The organism is Aquibacillus kalidii (assembly GCF_014280935.1).
GTDB lineage: Bacteria > Bacillota > Bacilli > Bacillales > Amphibacillaceae > Aquibacillus_D > Aquibacillus_D kalidii.
Genome location: NZ_JACLZI010000038.1, coordinates 16,436 through 33,953 on the forward strand (window position 1 = coordinate 16,436; position 17,518 = coordinate 33,953).

Sequence of the window (17,518 nt, forward strand, 5' to 3'; positions counted from 1 at the left end):
TAAGAGTTGATAGTAATAACACTTAGGCATCCTTAACAAGCATCCTTCTGTAGTCTGTCGGGGTTATTTTTGTTCTCTTTTTAAAAACATGAATAAAGTATTTGTAATTGGTATAGCCTACTGATTCAGCAATATTCGTAACCGTTTCTGTCGTTTCTTTTAACAATTGTTTGGATTTTTCTACACGTAATTCATTAAGATAATCATTAAAATGCATTTTAGTGTATTGGTTAAATAAAGAACTAAAGTAATTGGGTGAGATGTTAATATGATAAGCAACTTCTGACGCTTTTAAATCGTACATATAATGATTTTGGATATATTGGAGTGCCCTTTCAATTAACCAATAGCTATTCTCTTTATCAGCCATCTGTAAATGATGATAGATTATGTCCACATCTTGTTGAAATGCTTGCTTCAATAACAAGTAGGAATTACATGTAAATACATCACAATCCTGTAAGAAATATAACTTTAATAAAAGGCTAGATTCTTCATTCATTGCCATACAAGGATGAGTCGTGATTTGTTTGATTAAATTCATACTGTATTTCAAAACCATATCCAACTGGATCTGATTTACCTCAATTTTTTTAAATAATAGTTCTATCTCATGGTCAAGTCTTTCTTTTTCTTTATTAAATAAAAGCTCTATTATTTTTTCCTCATTCATTCGCAAGTTCTCTACATTAGTGTTACAAGGTTGTTTTTCTTTATTTAAAATGATAAATTGTGTATTTTTTGTAAGCCCGGTTAAAAGAGAATGTTCCATTTCCATGTAGATCTCAATTAACTTATCCATAGAATACCGTTTATCAGCCAGTACATATTGATAATCGTAACCAGCTATATTAAATTCCGAAAGAACTTTTTTCATTTGTTGTACAGACGGCATCTCTTTATTACTAGAATAGATACAAGTTAATAGTAAATTACCTTGAGTAAATAGAGAAAAGCTATCTAATTTCGCTTTCTGTAATACTCTCTCAATCTCGTTTTTCCAATTCTCTTTATAGGTTAAAATCTCTATCTCCGTCTTATTTTTAAAATGTGTACCATAATCCTTTGTACAGCTAACAATTGGATAGACATTTTTATCCTTATTAATTTTAGTTAGACTAGATTTTTCTAAAGATGCTCCGAATACTCGAGGGTCTACTAGCGATTTAACTATGAGCTGATTTAAATATTTTTCATTCTTTTGTTCTTCCTTTAATTCATCAACAATACTCTCAACAATCGCCAACAATTCATCAATATTAACAGGTTTTAATAAGTAGTCTTTCACCCCTGTTTGCAATGCCTTTTTCGCATATTCGAATTCTTCATATCCACTTAAAATAATTATTTTTGGTGGATTTGGTCTACTATAGATTTTTCTTGCCAACTCTAACCCATCCATTTTAGGCATTTTCACATCAGTTAGTAGGATACCAATGTTCTCGTTCTTATCTAATTTTTCTAATGCCTCTTCACCATTATACGCCTCATCGACTACCTCAATCCCATAATCTCCCCAAGGAACTGTGTACCTTAACCCCTGACAAATAATCGGCTCATCATCCACGATGATCATCTTTATCATTTTATTCTCCTAACTCTCCATATAGTGTTGGGATATCAGAAACATTCTCCAAAAGAGGGATACGGACCCTTATCCCTGTGCCTTCCTTAATAGATTCCATTAAAACCAATCCATACCCAATTCCAAATGTTAATGTAATTCGATCTTGTATATTTTTTAAAGCATGCCCTTCATTCTGTTTAATGCTGTTCTCAAATATCGCCTTTTCCATTCCCTCTCCATTATCAATCACATCAGTAATAAGATCATCACCTTCTCGATAGCAATGGATTTCAATTCTTGGATCTTTCTGAATAAACTCAAAACCATGCTTTATGGAATTTTCAACTAATGGTTGGAGGATTTGCTTCATCATATAGACGGTATTTACATTAGGTTCGATCCGAATGGAATAATGCAATTTTTCACCCATACGTTTTTGTTGAAGATATAAATAATTTTGTAAGAAAGAAATCTCTTCATGCAACTTAACCCACACTCGATTACTATCAAGATTGTTTCTAAAAATTTTGGAGATCAATTCAATTAAATAACTAGTTTCATTCGCCTTTTCAAGACGAGCCTTCCAACGGATCATATCCAAAGTATTGTATAGAAAATGTGGATCGATCTGGTTTTGTAAAACTTTAAGCTCAGATTCCTTTTGTTTAATTTTAAACTTAAATTCTTGATCAATAAGTTTCTGCAGCGTTTCAGTCATGCTATTAATACGAAGTCCTAACATACCAATCTCATCTCTAGCACCAACATTCACTCTTACTGAGAAATCTTTCCTTTCAATCTTTTCCGTAGTCTTCATTAAAGCAGTTATTCTTCGTATATCCAAATAATAATAACGTATAATTAATGCAATACCTAATAAAGTCAAAGTGATAATCATGTATTTTATCATAGATTTCACATTACCTAACGAAGCCTCTAAATGATCCTTATTAACCATTGCTACAAGATACCAATCACTTTTATCTACTTTCTTTGAGACTGTTATATAGTTATCATCAGAAGTCGTGTTGATAACTGAATCCTCTTGTTGATTAACCGTTTCTCTTATCGTTTGTAATTTACTTTCTTGCAGTTGTTTGTCCGTGTTCCCTTGAATGAGAAGGTCATCATTTGCAGTTGTTAGAAAAACTGCTCCTTCCTCAAGAGATGGAATCTGGATCAACTTTTTTAGTGCAAGCGCATCTAAACGAATCCGAATGAGACCAATTGGATTATTAATATGATTGTAATCATTTATAACCCTGGTTAGACTAATTACCTGAGTCTTTTCAACCAAACCCTCTGATAAGGAATATACGTCACTCCAGACTACTTTTCCTGTTTGCTTGATTGCAAGGGCCGTCCACTTACTCTCATCACCCTCCACTCCTTCACCCATATATAATTCCTCGCCGTTATTTCCCATTAACTGAATAGAATTTATATAATCCTTTGACATTAATTGAAAAATAAGATACCCCTCAATATTCGTCCTACTTCTGCTTATCTCTTGTAAATCCTTTTCCTCCATCATAAAAGATCGGAAGTCCGCATTATAAATCGAATAAAGAGAAACGTTCTCTGTATCCTCTATAATGGAGGTTAAGTTACGCTCAATTTTATCAAGAGTGCCTTTTGTATCAATAATTGCCTGTTCTTCATATACCTGATTCATTTCAAGATAGATAAACATCCCGATAAACAGAGTTGGCAGGGTAACCATTAACAAGAAATTAAATAAGAACTTATAGATTAAACTCCAGTCTTTGTAAGGCACCAGTCGTCTCCACATCTTTTTATACCTTCCCTAAACAAAATACTATCCCTTTACAGCACCTGCTGTCATTCCTTTTACAAGCTCTTTCTCTAGAAACAAATACACGATAAGAATTGGTACCAACGCCATTGTTAATCCAGCCATTTGGCCAACATAATTTGTTTCGTATTGCCCTGCGAAGTTTTGTAGTCCAAGCGGAAGTGTAGCAAGTGCCGGATCATTGATTAAAACAAGTGCGAAAACAAATTCATTCCAATTATTGATAAAGCTTAAGATAACAACTGTCGCAATTGCCGGCCTTGTCATAGGCAAAATAATGGACCAAAATATCTTTAATATCCCTGCACCATCCATAATAGCAGATTCTTCAATATCTTTTGGAAAACTTTTCATAAAGCTTACAAGGAGAAAAATGGAAATCGGCATGTTAAAAGCAACATACGGTAAAATTAAAGAAAAATGTGTATTTAGTAAACCTAATTTTGACATTAAAATAAACATCGGAACCAACGTTGCATGAACTGGAACTAACAAACCAAATACAAAAAATCCATATATAAACTTACTCATTCTAAATTGAAACCTAGATAGAAAATAGGCCGCCAAAGCGCCTAAGAAGACAGTAATCACAACTGATACTAAAGAAACGATTAAACTATTGACAAAGAATGACCCGAAATTCGCCGTATTCCATGCATCTATATAGTTTTGAAAGGCAAATCCTTCTGGTAATCCAATTCTATCCAGTGCGAATTCATCTGCAGTTTTCAGTGAATTTAAAACCATCCAAACAATCGGATATGCATTCGCAATTGCAAATAACGATAAAATAAGATAGATGAAAAATCGCTTCGAGGTGACCTTTTTTATTCTCAACTTGCTAACCTCCCTAACATTAGTATTACAGTGTTGCGTTCTTTAGATCTTATATCGCCTTTTGTCCCATTAACTTATTAGCAATAATAATAATGGCTAAACTGAACAAAAAAATAAGAACGGATATAGCACTACCGTAGCCAAATTGAAGCGACTCAAAGGTTTTTGTGTACATATACATAGCCGCTACTTCTGTTGCATGATTAGGACCACCACTTGTCATTACATATATCTGGTCAAAGGTTTTAAGACTACCAGAAATAGCTAAGACAAGCGCTGCAAAGATCGTATTCTTAATTGTTGGAATAATTATTTTCCATGTTTTAGTCCACTCAGAAGCTCCGTCTATATCAGCAGCTTCTAAAATTTCTTTAGGTACATTTTGTAGTGCTGCCAAAAAAATAATCATATACAAGCCGATAAACTGCCATATGATCGTTACACTGACGGAAAGCATGGCTAGGTTTTCATCCCCCAACCAATTCATTGTCCAATTTTCTAATCCAATGGAACGTAAGACAACATTCAGTAAGCCATCGTCAACGTTATAAATCAAACTCCATGTAAGTGATACAACTACAGAAGAAAGGACAACTGGCATAAATCCGATTGTTCTAAAAAACTTCACCGCTTTCAACTTTCGGTTTAATAGTAACGCTATTGCAAGAGCAATCGATATTTGTCCTCCTACAGAAGCAATTAGGACGTATATGTTGTTTTTCAAGGAATTCCAAAAGAGATGGTCTTTAAATAATTGCTTATAATTATCTAGCCCTATAAAGGTCATTTCCGAGAAACCGTTCCATTCCATAAAAGAATAATAAAAGGAAACGACGATCGGAATAATTGCAAATCCAATGTAGATCACCAAAGCAGGAATCAAACCAATCATAATTGCTCTTTTTGCTTTTTTTGTAAGCCTCATGAGTTCACTCCCTAGAAAGAAGAATCCAGACTGTAGAGATCAAATCCTACAGTCTATCATCCTTTATTATTTCTATAATTATTGATTATCCAATTCATCTTGCATTTGTTGAGCTAATTCCTTAGGTGTAATGGAACCAGTTACGATCCCTTGTAATCCATTGTTTATAATCGTTGTAAGTTCTGCTGGTAGAACACCGTCATATACTGGTGCTACCCCACCTTTGGTAATATTATATACATCGGTGAACAGTGGAGATGCATCTTCTGGTAATGGAACGTCCGCCGGAACAAGCGTACCATTAGCTAATAATCCAGAATACAATTTTTCGTCATAGAAATACTCTAGGAACTTCTTAGCAGCAGCTTTTTCATCGTCTGATAGTTTACTATTTATTGCTATTCCAATACTACTTATACCTGAGATAACTTCAGGATTTCCTTCTCCGCCCTCTACCGACGGGAACGAAGCTGCGCCTATTTCCATCCCTTCAGGTAATGCACCAAGAATGGCTGTTGTGGACCATGATCCAGACAAGAACAATGCACCTTCGCCCTTTAGTAAATCATCCCTAGCTTCTACTTCATCAATCGTGTTTATGTCTTCGTTAAATGCACCCATTTCCTTAAGCTCAGAAATAACAGCTAACGATTCTATGAATTTAGGATTAGTAAATTTTTCATCCCCATTCAGAACTTTGTCTAAATAATCACTTCCGGTAAAACGATCAGCAATAGTAGAAATATACACCGATTGTAACGGCCATTTTGGCTTATTCCCTGCTAAGATAGGTGTAATACCTTCAGCTTTTAGCGCTTCAATCATTTCCTTAAAGCCCTTATAGGTGTCTGGAATCTTATCGTAACCAGCTTGTGCTAACAGTTCTTTATTATAATAAATAATACTTGTATAACTCACCGATGCTGGAATAGCGTATTGTTTCCCGTCAATGGCATAGTCATCTAATGTTGTAGCCTGAATGAGTTCACCTTCGTATTTTTCCCTCACATCATTGATAGGCTCTACTACACCACCCTCGACAAGCGGCTCCAATTCTGCACCTGGCCAGACTAGAAATAACTCAGGTAATTCCCCACCTGCGGCCTGTGTTTTCAATTTAGTTCTGTATTCATTGTGAGCAGTCCCTCTTAATTCAATTACAATTTCTTCTTGAGAACTATTAAATTCTTCTACACGTTCTTTTAACAGTCTCGTATCCGGTGTGTCGTCCGTCCATGTTTCCCATAAAGTTAATTTAACCTTACCGTCTTCAGACTTAGAGCCTCCATCACTCCCAGTCTCTGACTCTCCGCTACAAGCAACTAGACCAAATACTAATAGAGATAACAAGGATGATAAGATAACTTTTTTTACACTTACTAACATTTTTTAACCCCCTTAATTTAAGATCTCCACGCTGTAAAGCGCTTACATTCATTATATCTATACATCTCCTTCATTAAAATCCAATAAGTTTAAGAAAATATCCATTATTTTACGATTTATCCAATATTACATTTTGCATATTATTCCTTTTTGTCAGCTGTTAATCTATGTATGTTACTAAAAAGGTCAAAACTAAAAAAGTAGTGGGCTAGCAATCTGTATTTCTATGCATTATATAAATAAAAGTGGAGAGGTTTCAAACTTGCACAGTTTCCTATGATATGGATCCTATAAGTATTTAAAATATCGAGATAATTGGGAGAAAAATCATATCATTTATCGGAGTTGGTGAACAAAACAATTTAGTTTAGGTTAATGAAGAATTAGCAAAGGGTGGTAAGAGGTTTCTATTTATTATGCTTTCGACTATAAAGTTAGTTTTATAATGGAGAAGCTTCCGAGTGTTTATTAAAAAAGAGGGATTTGATACCACCCTATTAGCTGACAAACATAGTTCTAGCACACATAAAAACGAATTAATTATGACTTCATTTCCTCGGTTAAATTGGTTAACTAACTTCTTTAACCGGTTCAAAAAATTACTATAATTGGAGAGTTGGAACAAATTATTCTTAGAGATCCTCTAAGGTAAATCAAGCCTGTACAGGTATTTAATCATTGTTGAAATTTTTAAGGGAGAACTATCCTTTCGACAAAATTCGGGCGGTGACAGGCACCCTGTTCTCCCCTTTCTTACCTTATGGACAAGTGATTAAACTGTTTGGACTGTTTCATTGCAAACTGAACTATTTGCATAAATGTGTCTGGATCAAAATCTTTTCTAAAGGGAGTGTAGATTTTTGCTGTCGCTTCGTCAATAATTTTTATTCTTACATTACCTCGTGTATATAGCGTTACATATAAGAAGGGTTGAATCATGTGGTTTTCTACAAGAAACTCTTTTGGGAATTCAGCTGTAATAATTAACCGATCTTCTACGTCTTTTAAAGATAGTTGACTGAAAAACTGTAGATTCTTTACTTCATTTATATACAATGTTAACACTCCTTTTATATCCTTTCCTTCATAGTACTATCTCATCTAAGATTTCACAATAGGCGTGATATACTTAATTGATTTTATAAGACAAATGTATAATAATCATGTTGCCTACTATGCAGAACCCTTCATGTACTCTAATGTCTCTTTTAAACCCTTACTGTATGATGTAGATGGTACCTCTCCTAAAAATTGCTCATATTTCTTCCCTGATAATAAAACCGGATCCTCGTTTAAGTAGAACATTTCAACGACTTCCCTCATCATTGGGTTAACTAGACCGAGAAGTCTAATCATCGTTTTTGTAACCGTAAACGATAATTTCTGATACCCATTTATTTTATTTAATTCAGAAAAAATCTGTTCCCCGGTTATCACACCACATCCTGGAATGTTCCAATTTTGTCCATACGCATCATTACAAAACGCTAAATTAACAAGTGCTTTTGCACCATCAGGTGTATAAATAAATTCCCGATTAATTTTCTTATTCCCAACAAAGTAGGCTTTTTTATTTTTTATAACATTTTCTAATGTGAAATGTAATAATGTGTTACTAGCATTCGGGCCATAAAAATCCGGAAAATGCGCAATCAACGCTGGAACATCAGATTGTCTTATTTGGCTTTCTATATTTAATCTAATTTTCCCCTTTTTTGTATGAGGAACTTTAGGAGATGATTCTGTTACTAGTTTCTGGTTACTTCTGCCATATGCATATATATTATCTACTACAGCTAGTTTGGCGGCTCGCACCTTAGCAACGTTTAAGATATTTTCGATTAACTTTGGTAATTTATGCTCCCATTCATAGTACGGAATATTTGCAGCATGGAAAATGACATCAACCCCACTAGCTGCGTTTAATAAGTCATCATACTGAAAAATATCTCCTGATACTATAGAAACAAACTCGTTATCACTAAATAATCTCGTTAATTTTTCCTTATTGCGCGCAAATGCTATCACATTAACCCTTCGATTTGTTAACTCTTTAACTATAGAATAGCCCATCCCTCCAGATGCTCCTAACACCAATGCCTTTTCCATTTCAATCCCCCATTAATTAACCACTGTTCAATAATTGTGTAAAAAAATTTACTATACGTTTTTAATTAAAAAATGACAATGTGCCTCCGCAATCGTTTTTACTTGATCAAAATTCTCTATTTCACCACAATAATGGGATACAAAACCATGAATGGATAAGAATATCGACCAAATTTCTTGGAGTGTTAACGATTGGTTGGAGAGCTCATACAGGCTCTGGGCAAATTTTTCATAAGTAATATTTGGTCCAGTATTTAAGTAAGATTTAACCTCTTCATCTTTTATTAAAAACATAATTTCATAGTGGCTTTGATTGTTAAGTCCGAACTTTATAAATCCTAACAGAATTTGATGTATCTTTTGCTGATCTTCAATCTGCTGTTCTAATATAGAGTCAAGCACCTCATTAAGTAAGTCAAAATGCTCTTCAACTAACGCATAAAATAACTCCGCTTTGTTTTTAAAATGATAATAAATCGCACCATGACTATAATTTAATTGCTTTGCAATCTGCCTCATTGAAACTTGTTGATACCCTTTTTCCGCAAACATTTGTCGTGCTGCATTCATTATTATATCTCTTGATAGTTCCTTTTCTACTGCTTTCCTGGGTGCCATAGCTCCTCCTTAATTGACCACTGTTCAAATAAATAATAACTTGGATTATAACTAAAGTCAATAGCAACTGACTAAGGTTTTGGACCTATTTTTTCCGAAAGCAAAATAGCCACATAAACGTAAGAGCTTGTTTTAATTCTACTGATAAACCTCCGATAACATCTTTAGAAACACTCTGTTTATATACCCCAGTTCCATCTATTACATCCCAACCATTCTCTGATGCTAGCTTCTCTAGTTCCCATGGCATTAACGTATTACAGATTACAGACTCTCCGTAAAGGCGACGATAACTATTATGTCTTGGGGAAGCTGTAGGACCAAGTAAGCCAACACACAAATAGTGTCCTGTCCTTAAAACTCGTTTCATTTCGTTTAAAGCTTTAATAGGCTCTTCAGTCCATTCCAAAGAATTAATCGCCATTAGTCCTGAAAAACTTTCATCACCGAACGGTAAGTCGGTTAAATCACCTTGCATAAATGTTAGTTCTTTACTTCCTCTTTTTTTTGCTTTTTCTATCATTTCATCGGATAAGTCTAATCCTATTATACGGTAACCCGATTTATGTAATTTATAAGATCCATAACCATCACCACAGCCTAGATCGCCAATTAGACTTCCTTTTGGGATATGTTTTTCAATAAACGGGACGATCGTTTTCCTACTTCCATGATCCCACATCTCCTGACTTTTCTGGTACCAAAAATCAGCATGTTCTTCCCACTTTAGCTTGGCTTCTTTATGCCATTCAAAATCACTCAATGTTTTCCTCTCCCACACGATTATTTTGATACTCACTCTAATTGACGCCATTGAAACGAACTTAATCACCAGCTATTAAGAGATAATCTTTTGAACTCTTCCAACTTGTCCATCTTCAAGTCTTACTTTTATTCCATGAGGGTGTGTTGCAGATTTAGTTAAAATATCCTTAACGATACCTCTAGTCAACACCCCAGACCTTTGATCCTTTTTTAAAACAATATCAACCGTACTACCAACCTGAAAATCACTTCGGTTCTTTCCATTCATAGTGCCTGTCACCACCCGTATTTTGTCGAATTTAGAAAAGTGTCAGGTAAGCTTATTTTCAAGTCTTACCTGACACTTTTTCTTTTATATTGATGTAGGTTCTGCTTTTGTTTCTGTACTAGTTTCTAATTCTTTATCATCTGACTGACTCGTTTTCAAGAATATGACAAGCGCCATTCCAACCAATGCTAGGATAGATGAAACAAGGAATGCCGTGTTATATCCATGTAATAAAGCCTGATTCGCAACGTATTGCTTCGCTTCTAACTGTGATAAATCTGTAACTGCAGACATATCTGGTTCATAGCTTTTCACAGCCGAAGTCATGATTGTAATTAGTATTGCCGTACCAATAGATGCTGATACTTGTTGCATAGTATTTGCCATTGCAGATCCATGTGCATTCCATTCCTCTGGTATTTGATTAAGACCAGCAGTCATTACTGGCATCATTGCCATAGCAAGACCAAACATACGTATAGCATATATGGTCGATAGGAAAGTAAACGAAGTGTCTATCGTTAAATTCGTAAAGACAAATGTCGTTACACCGACAATAGCCAGACCTGGAATCGCTAATTTTCTTGCACCTAACTTATCAAATAACATTCCCGTTATTGGAGACATAATACCCATAACAATGGCACCAGGTAATAACATCAATCCTGACTCTAACGGAGTAAATCCACGTAGATTTTGCATATACAATGGAAGCAATGTTTCCGCTCCAATCATCGATACCATAACAATCATCGTCACAATTAAAGCTAACGTAAAGGTGTTGAATTTAAATACCTTAAACTGCAACAACGGTGTTTTTAATCGTAGCTGTCTCCAGATAAAGATCGCTAGGATAACCGCTCCACCAATTATAGTAACAAGAACTTTCGTCGAAGACCAGCCATCCTCACCAGCACTACTAAATCCAAATAATAAGCCACCAAAACCAAGTGACGATAAAATAATCGAAATGATGTCTATTCTAGGATGAGATAATTTTGTTACATTCTTGACAGTAAAGTAAGCAATTACAACGGTTAAAACAACAATCGGTATAACTACATAAAACAGAGAACGCCAAGAATAATAGTTTAATAGCCAACCAGATAAAGTTGGTCCTATTGCTGGTCCAAAGGAAATAACAATACCAGCCATCCCCATCGCGCCTCCACGTTTCTCCCTTGGAATAACTGTTAATACTACAGTCATCATTAACGGCAGCATAATACCAGACCCTGAGGCTTGAACGATTCTACCAATTAGCAATAGTGGAAAAGTATGTGAAACTGCAGCAATTATCGAACCAATTCCGAATATACTAAACGCTGTTAGGAACAATTTCCTTGTACTAAAGCTTTCAATTAAAAACGCTGAAATTGGAATCATTACCCCATTTGTAAGTAAGAAAGCTGTTGTTAACCACTGTACCTTATTCTCATTAAGACCAAAGTCTTCCATAATGGATGGTAATGCAGTAGCAAGTAATGTTTCATTCAAAATACCGACAAATGCCCCGATAAGCATGACTGCAAACATTGGACCCATTTTAATATTCTCTGTATTACTCTGTTTGATCTCAGTCAACTTTATTTCCCCCTTGTTTGTACAATCTTTTCTATTCTCTGTGTAAAAGGATCTAATTCCTCACAAGTTTTAAGATACAGCAATAAGGATTCTACAAGATAGTTACGGGTATTTTCCTGCCTGAATTCTTCAACTAATAAAGATAAGGAACCCTGTAGCTTTTCCTTCTCCATTTCTGTTTTTCCGAGTGAAATAATCTGATCCTTCGTTTCTTCAAATAATGACTCTAGACTCTCCGATCCATAAAGCCTATTTTGCTTTTCTTCATCCGCAAAAATTTCTGTTAGGACAGGTTCAATATCATCCTTTGCCCCCATTATGGCTACCATTGCTGAAACGATTGAATTCGCCAGACGATCCACGCTTAATTTTTTACTTGAGTGAATAAGAATATGAACGTATTCCATAATAATCCCCTCAAAAATGGCAACCAAATCCCAAATGTTTGGTTTTATCTCAACTCCAAATGCTTCTAACAAACTTTGTTTATGCCAAGTATGAAAATGATTTTTGAAATTTTCCATCGTCATAAAAATCTCTTTATTATCATTTGGAGCAATCTCTTTAAATAAAATCATAAAGACAGAATCTGTTTCCATCACTTGCTGTAATTCTGTCATTACCCTCTTTTTAAACAGCTCCAACTTAGGCATAGATTCTGGGCTTCCAATTGCATTAAGTTCATCAAATAATTTGGCATGGTTATCTTTGAGAATTTCTATTAATAGACTTTCTTTAGAATGAAAATGTTTATAAAATCCTCCTTTCGAAATGTTGCACTCTTTTGCAATCTCTTGTACAGATGTCTGGTAAAATCCATTTTCACTAAACAACCCTATCGCTTTTTCCTTAAGTTCTTGTCTCTTATTGATTATTTTCGCCTCCACATGACCAAAAGGTAACCATTTGGTAACCATCAAGTCAAACAATAACCTGATTCTCATTCTAAATTGATAGCAAGTGTCTGTCAACAGTAAAGCAACTTTTTAACATAATCTAAATATCCCACAAATAATTACTATTTTTTTCGAGAAACGCTCCAATGTAGTATGTTAAGAATTATATCCAGAAACAATGATAATCGTAGATTCAATAATATTCTAATCCCATACTAAAATAGTTCAGTCCCAAACAATGGGCCTGAACCATTTTCACTAGAATGATTTGTTATTCTAATTCAGCAACTAACAACAGAGTAATCCCTATAATAACAGATCCTTATATTCCCCTATAAACTGATCTTTCAGTTTACTTAGAGGGATTCTAAAGGTTGGTTGCCCTACATAACCAGGAGCAATTTGATATTGAGCAAAAGCAATTACCAAATCATTACCCTCAATAAAAAATGTTTGGTCATCTGTAATGGTTTGAAAAGCACTTTCTCCTAGATAAGGGTCATCCGGTTTAAAATACACCTTTTCTCCATTCGCTTCTTGCTTCTTCATTTGAAGAATAATCTCTTCATTAATAATTTTTTTATAATCACTATTTTTAAACAAATCCTCAAGGTCAATCCTCTGATTTTTATGAAGGTCCATGTTATAGTATTTGGTTTCCGTTATCCCATGCGCTCCCCCCATAAATTTATAAGTGTCAATAAAAAAGGATAAGATATTCTTAGTGTTTGTCACCTTATAATCTATCGATAATTCGAACGGAATAAACTTTCTACCTTGCTTTTCTGCTAATTTCTTGTCTTCTCTAGCTAATACCATCATCCCTACTTTTTCTTTCATCACGTGAGCTTTTATCGAATGGTTAAGATTGTTCTGAAAAGTCTCATCAGATAATCCTCTTATTTTAGGGTATTTAATATCAAGATTAACAAATTCTAATTGTTTTTCTATTGTCTCAGTACCTACCGAAACATCTGATTTAGCATTTATCACACCTGTCTCAAAGAACATGATAGTGGCAACCAATATACAACTAAACAAAAATTTTTGCATGGACAAATCCTCCATAAACTTTTTTGCTTAGTATGTCCAACTAATTCATTGAGAACAAACTAAATTTAACAAACGTAATCGTAATCAAAATGGAACTGGAAAACAGACTTAGTAGAATAGGAAAGACAGTTGGTAGCGAATGAAAGGCGAGTAAAACCTTCCAACAAGGTGAGTTGGGTCCTACTGGCAAGAGTTAAGGGGTAACTCTCGAGGTTCAAGTTCTCTTTAACAATTTAAACCCAGTATTGTGACATGCGTACAAATAACACTTAAGATGATAACCAAGTACTGATTTACATTCGCGAGGGTGGGTATGGGGACTTAATTTATATTCTTCTGTAAACATTCCGAATAAAGATAGGGCAACTCCTTATAGGCACTTTTTAGAAAAGGGTTTTGCTTTTAAACTAGTCCATATAGTTATGGTAGTCTGAAAAAAGCTCACGTATGAAAAGAGCCTAATAAGAGTTGCCATTCTCATCTAGGTAATAACCTCTTCACAAATTTAAGAAAGAATGGTTAAAGATTCTTCAATAAATGCCGGAATATCTCCAGGTTGCCGACTTGTAACTAACTGGTTCTGGCATACTACAACCTCTTTATCTTTTACGTTAGCTCCTGCATATTCTAAATCAGTTTGAATTGATTTATAGCCAGTGACACTTCGACCTTCTAATGCTTTAGCAGTTATTAATAACTGCGGTCCGTGGCATATAGCCAAGACAGGTTTATCAGAATCGATAAAATGTTTACTAAATTGTACAAATCTCTCATCCGCTCGAAGCTGATCAGGTGAAAATCCCCCTGGAATGAACAAGGCATCAAAGTCAGTTGGTTTAACATTTTCAATACTTTCATCAATCGTTACGATTGCATCCTCTTGTTTCCCTGTTACTGGTTTTCCTTTTTCCTTTTCAATGGTCACTATCTCATGACCTGCCTCCTTAAATGCTTTCGCAGGCTCAGTATATTCTACATCCTCAAATAAGTCAGTGATTACTGTAGCAATTTTAGCCATATTCATCCTCCTTATATTTAGTTAGCTACACTAATCTAGTACCACAATAATCTTAATAGAAAACATAATATTTTTTAATAAACCAATATCTATTTTAAAAAAGCACCTTCATTGATGACTGTGCTTTTAGAACTTTCTTCTATTTAACTCTTTAATTTAGGCTAGTGTTTTGTGTATCGTTTTTTTTTGGTCAGCATGCATTTCGAGGGAAGGTGCATAGTATGTACATCCTTCCCCCGAGTATAACAATTAGCTCATACCAAAAAAATTCTTGAATTTATCTAATTCTTCTTTGCTATATTCTTTATTTTCATCAAAGTACGGATTATCCTTTATGGGATCTTCAGGGTCTAAATTGGTTTTCATTGAGAAGCCAGCCTGCTTATTCCCTTCTCCAATCACACGATCAGATAAGTCATCAAACTTTGGCATCTTTGAACCTTTATCCATACCAACACACCTCCTATTTCCTTCTTAGCCTACACATTTAAGACCGTCTTATGCATAAGGTGCCTGTCACCACCCGGTTTTTGGATGTTTTTGTCGAATGAGGCTTTTGTTTTAATTCTTAATTTTTGAGACACATTAAGACATAAGCTGTATACATTACCCTCTAGCTTTAAATAAAATAGTTATTTCAAATGTTGTAACAGTCACATCGCTTTGATTCTTAATGGTAAATAGAAATGTAACCGTTCCTTTTCCACCTTTAGATGAAAGTTTAGTTTGAATAACTTCCACTTCTGCAGACAAACTATCTTTAGGATATACTGGCTTTATCCACCTTATCTTGTCAACCCCAGTACCTGCAATTACTTCATCACCCAAAACACCCTTTTCAATCCATTTTGCCCAAACAGCAGTAATGGTTTGATAACCAGACGAGATAATTCCGCCAAACATACCTTGTTTAGCAAAATCTGAATCAATATGAATCCGTTGAGGGTCATATTTTCCGGCAAAATCTATAATTTCCTCCTCTGAAAGGGTTACAGGTTCAACCTGATACGTTTGTCCAATCTTAAATTCTTCCCAATACAATGACTTCCCCCACCTATCTTTAATTATGTATTAGAGGTGATCTATTACAATTAAGCTAATAGCAACCCTCTAACAATTGGTTCCAATCCATATTATATAACTATTTACCCTTAAATTAAAAAAGTGACGTAGCGTAGCTAGTCACTTTTCTAACATTCACCTATAGTAATAAATCCCACTTATCCATGTCTATTACAACTTCACCTATAGTTTTTATGGAGACCTCGTCTTTTGAAAGGTCATCAAATATTCTAGAGGTAAAAACTTCTTCCCCGCCATTAACAAAGATTTCGATAGAAGATGTGTCTAGAAAAACACGAAGACTATTTAAAGATTTCAACGTGCAATGGCGCTCTTCAACTGTATTATTCTTAAAACTCTTTCTTTGGAAACTGAATAATCCTTCTAATACATTAAAACTGACTCTTGTATTTTTGCCGAAACAAACGGAGAAATTCTGTCCCATCATTTTTCTAATATTTATCGTTAATTCTTTAACATTTCCAGCAAAATCAGGAAAAGACTTTTCACTATCTTTAATGATAACATGATGTTTTTTCGTGTGATTACCTCTTAACTCTGTTAACTCATCAACAGGTTTTTGGAACACCTTTTCGCCAACCAATTCTAGTTGTCGGGGCAAAGTCATCGCATGAATCCATTTATATTCGATAGTAGGGTGATCCTGTTCATTTTCTTCCGGTACTCCCATCCAGCCAAACAACAACCGTCTATTTTTCCCATCAATAGTAGTTTGCGGGGCATAAAAATCAAACCCCCGATCTAACTCTTCAAAAGTACCGTGATTAAACGTCACATCAGAATAATCCAACTCACCAACCATATAACCAGATTGATAAATATTCCAGTATTTATATCCCTCTGGTTCAATTCCCTGAGGAGAGAATAGTAGCACGTCCTTATTGTTAAGTGAAAATAAATCAGGACATTCCCACATGTAACCGAAGTTATTTTTTTGCGTAATAGGGCCTAGTAGTTCCCACTCAAGTAAATTAGTTGATTTGTATAACACTGCAGACCCTGAAAGGTTTTCCTTTTGTGCACCGATTATCATAAACCAACATTCTTCATTCTTCCATACTTTTGGATCCCGAAAATGAGCAGTATAACCACTAGGTAAAGGAATGACAGGTCCCCTCTTCTCAAAATTCACTCCATCCCTTGATGTAGCTAAGCATTGGTAAGTTTCACGATTTCCATCTTCGTCACGAACATTACCTGTATAAAATAGATACAGTTCATCCTCATGAACTACCGCACTTCCAGAATAACAACCATTCTTATCAAACCAGTCGCCAGGCGCTAACGCAATCGCTTGTTCTTCCCAATTTATCAAGTTGGTAGAAGTAAGGTGCCCCCAAAACTTCGGACCATGTGTAGTAGCAAACGGATTCCATTGATAAAATAAATGGTATTTCCCTTTAAAAAAGACAAAGCCGTTCGGATCATTCAATAAACCAACAGGTGGCATAATATGATAATGCAATCGGTACGGGTCTTGTTTAACCGTTTCTTGATGTGTATTAACTTCCTTATATGCTTTATCTATTAACTCATTATTTAATTCATGGTTTAAAAACAAATCTTCATGTCTCATTTAATAAACTCCTTGAT

Annotated in this window: 17 protein-coding genes; all 17 read right to left on the bottom strand. The window is 34.8% G+C overall.

The window, feature by feature from the left end:
• Window positions 1–22 precede the first annotated feature (22 nt).
• The 17 genes from H7K77_RS10855 to H7K77_RS10935 all read right to left on the bottom strand — a co-directional run bounded on the left by H7K77_RS10855 (window position 23) and on the right by H7K77_RS10935 (window position 17,501).
• Window positions 23–1,585 (bottom strand): response regulator transcription factor, encoded by a 1,563-nt coding sequence (locus H7K77_RS10855; protein WP_186577867.1) that lies wholly within the window; start codon window positions 1,583–1,585, stop codon window positions 23–25.
• Between the two features lies 1 nt (window position 1,586).
• On the bottom strand, window positions 1,587–3,344 hold the full coding sequence (locus H7K77_RS21725) for a cache domain-containing sensor histidine kinase (RefSeq protein WP_186577868.1): 1,758 nt from the start codon (window positions 3,342–3,344) through the stop codon (window positions 1,587–1,589).
• 42 nt (window positions 3,345–3,386) lie between these two features.
• Window positions 3,387–4,220: a carbohydrate ABC transporter permease gene (locus tag H7K77_RS10865; RefSeq protein WP_235988910.1), complete on the bottom strand. Its 834-nt coding sequence runs from the start codon at window positions 4,218–4,220 to the stop codon at window positions 3,387–3,389.
• Window positions 4,221–4,269: 49 nt separating this feature from the next.
• Window positions 4,270–5,145: a carbohydrate ABC transporter permease gene (locus H7K77_RS10870; protein WP_186577869.1), complete on the bottom strand. Its 876-nt coding sequence runs from the start codon at window positions 5,143–5,145 to the stop codon at window positions 4,270–4,272.
• 78 nt (window positions 5,146–5,223) lie between these two features.
• Window positions 5,224–6,531, bottom strand: a complete 1,308-nt coding sequence (locus tag H7K77_RS10875) for an extracellular solute-binding protein (protein ID WP_186577870.1) — start codon at window positions 6,529–6,531, stop codon at window positions 5,224–5,226.
• Window positions 6,532–7,284: 753 nt separating this feature from the next.
• Entirely contained in the window at window positions 7,285–7,587 is a 303-nt protein-coding gene (locus tag H7K77_RS10880; RefSeq protein WP_186577871.1) for a hypothetical protein, read from the bottom strand.
• Window positions 7,588–7,704: 117 nt separating this feature from the next.
• Entirely contained in the window at window positions 7,705–8,640 is a 936-nt protein-coding gene (locus H7K77_RS10885) for an NAD(P)H-binding protein (protein ID WP_186577872.1), read from the bottom strand.
• 51 nt (window positions 8,641–8,691) lie between these two features.
• On the bottom strand, window positions 8,692–9,258 hold the full coding sequence (locus tag H7K77_RS10890; protein WP_186577873.1) for a TetR/AcrR family transcriptional regulator: 567 nt from the start codon (window positions 9,256–9,258) through the stop codon (window positions 8,692–8,694).
• A gap of 85 nt (window positions 9,259–9,343) precedes the next feature.
• On the bottom strand, window positions 9,344–10,021 hold the full coding sequence (locus H7K77_RS10895; RefSeq protein ID WP_186577874.1) for a class I SAM-dependent methyltransferase: 678 nt from the start codon (window positions 10,019–10,021) through the stop codon (window positions 9,344–9,346).
• A 75-nt stretch (window positions 10,022–10,096) separates the two neighbouring features.
• Entirely contained in the window at window positions 10,097–10,291 is a 195-nt protein-coding gene (locus H7K77_RS10900; protein ID WP_186577875.1) for a YwbE family protein, read from the bottom strand.
• An 84-nt stretch (window positions 10,292–10,375) separates the two neighbouring features.
• Window positions 10,376–11,875, bottom strand: coding sequence for an MDR family MFS transporter (locus H7K77_RS10905; protein ID WP_328701093.1), 1,500 nt, complete (start codon window positions 11,873–11,875; stop codon window positions 10,376–10,378).
• A 2-nt stretch (window positions 11,876–11,877) separates the two neighbouring features.
• Window positions 11,878–12,819: a TetR/AcrR family transcriptional regulator gene (locus H7K77_RS10910; RefSeq protein WP_222599329.1), complete on the bottom strand. Its 942-nt coding sequence runs from the start codon at window positions 12,817–12,819 to the stop codon at window positions 11,878–11,880.
• Window positions 12,820–13,077: 258 nt separating this feature from the next.
• Complete coding sequence (locus tag H7K77_RS10915) at window positions 13,078–13,824, bottom strand: DUF3298 and DUF4163 domain-containing protein (RefSeq protein WP_186577877.1); 747 nt, start codon at window positions 13,822–13,824, stop codon at window positions 13,078–13,080.
• Between the two features lie 505 nt (window positions 13,825–14,329).
• Window positions 14,330–14,842 carry a type 1 glutamine amidotransferase domain-containing protein gene (locus H7K77_RS10920; RefSeq protein WP_186577878.1) on the bottom strand — a complete coding sequence of 171 codons (513 nt, stop codon included), beginning with the start codon at window positions 14,840–14,842 and terminating at the stop codon, window positions 14,330–14,332.
• A gap of 249 nt (window positions 14,843–15,091) precedes the next feature.
• Complete coding sequence (locus H7K77_RS10925) at window positions 15,092–15,292, bottom strand: hypothetical protein (RefSeq protein WP_186577879.1); 201 nt, start codon at window positions 15,290–15,292, stop codon at window positions 15,092–15,094.
• Between the two features lie 156 nt (window positions 15,293–15,448).
• Window positions 15,449–15,883: a MaoC/PaaZ C-terminal domain-containing protein gene (locus H7K77_RS10930; RefSeq protein ID WP_186577880.1), complete on the bottom strand. Its 435-nt coding sequence runs from the start codon at window positions 15,881–15,883 to the stop codon at window positions 15,449–15,451.
• A gap of 160 nt (window positions 15,884–16,043) precedes the next feature.
• A complete protein-coding gene (locus H7K77_RS10935) occupies window positions 16,044–17,501 on the bottom strand; it encodes a glycoside hydrolase family 32 protein (RefSeq protein ID WP_186577881.1) in 1,458 nt (485 codons plus the stop codon).
• Between the last annotated feature and the right edge of the window lie 17 nt (window positions 17,502–17,518).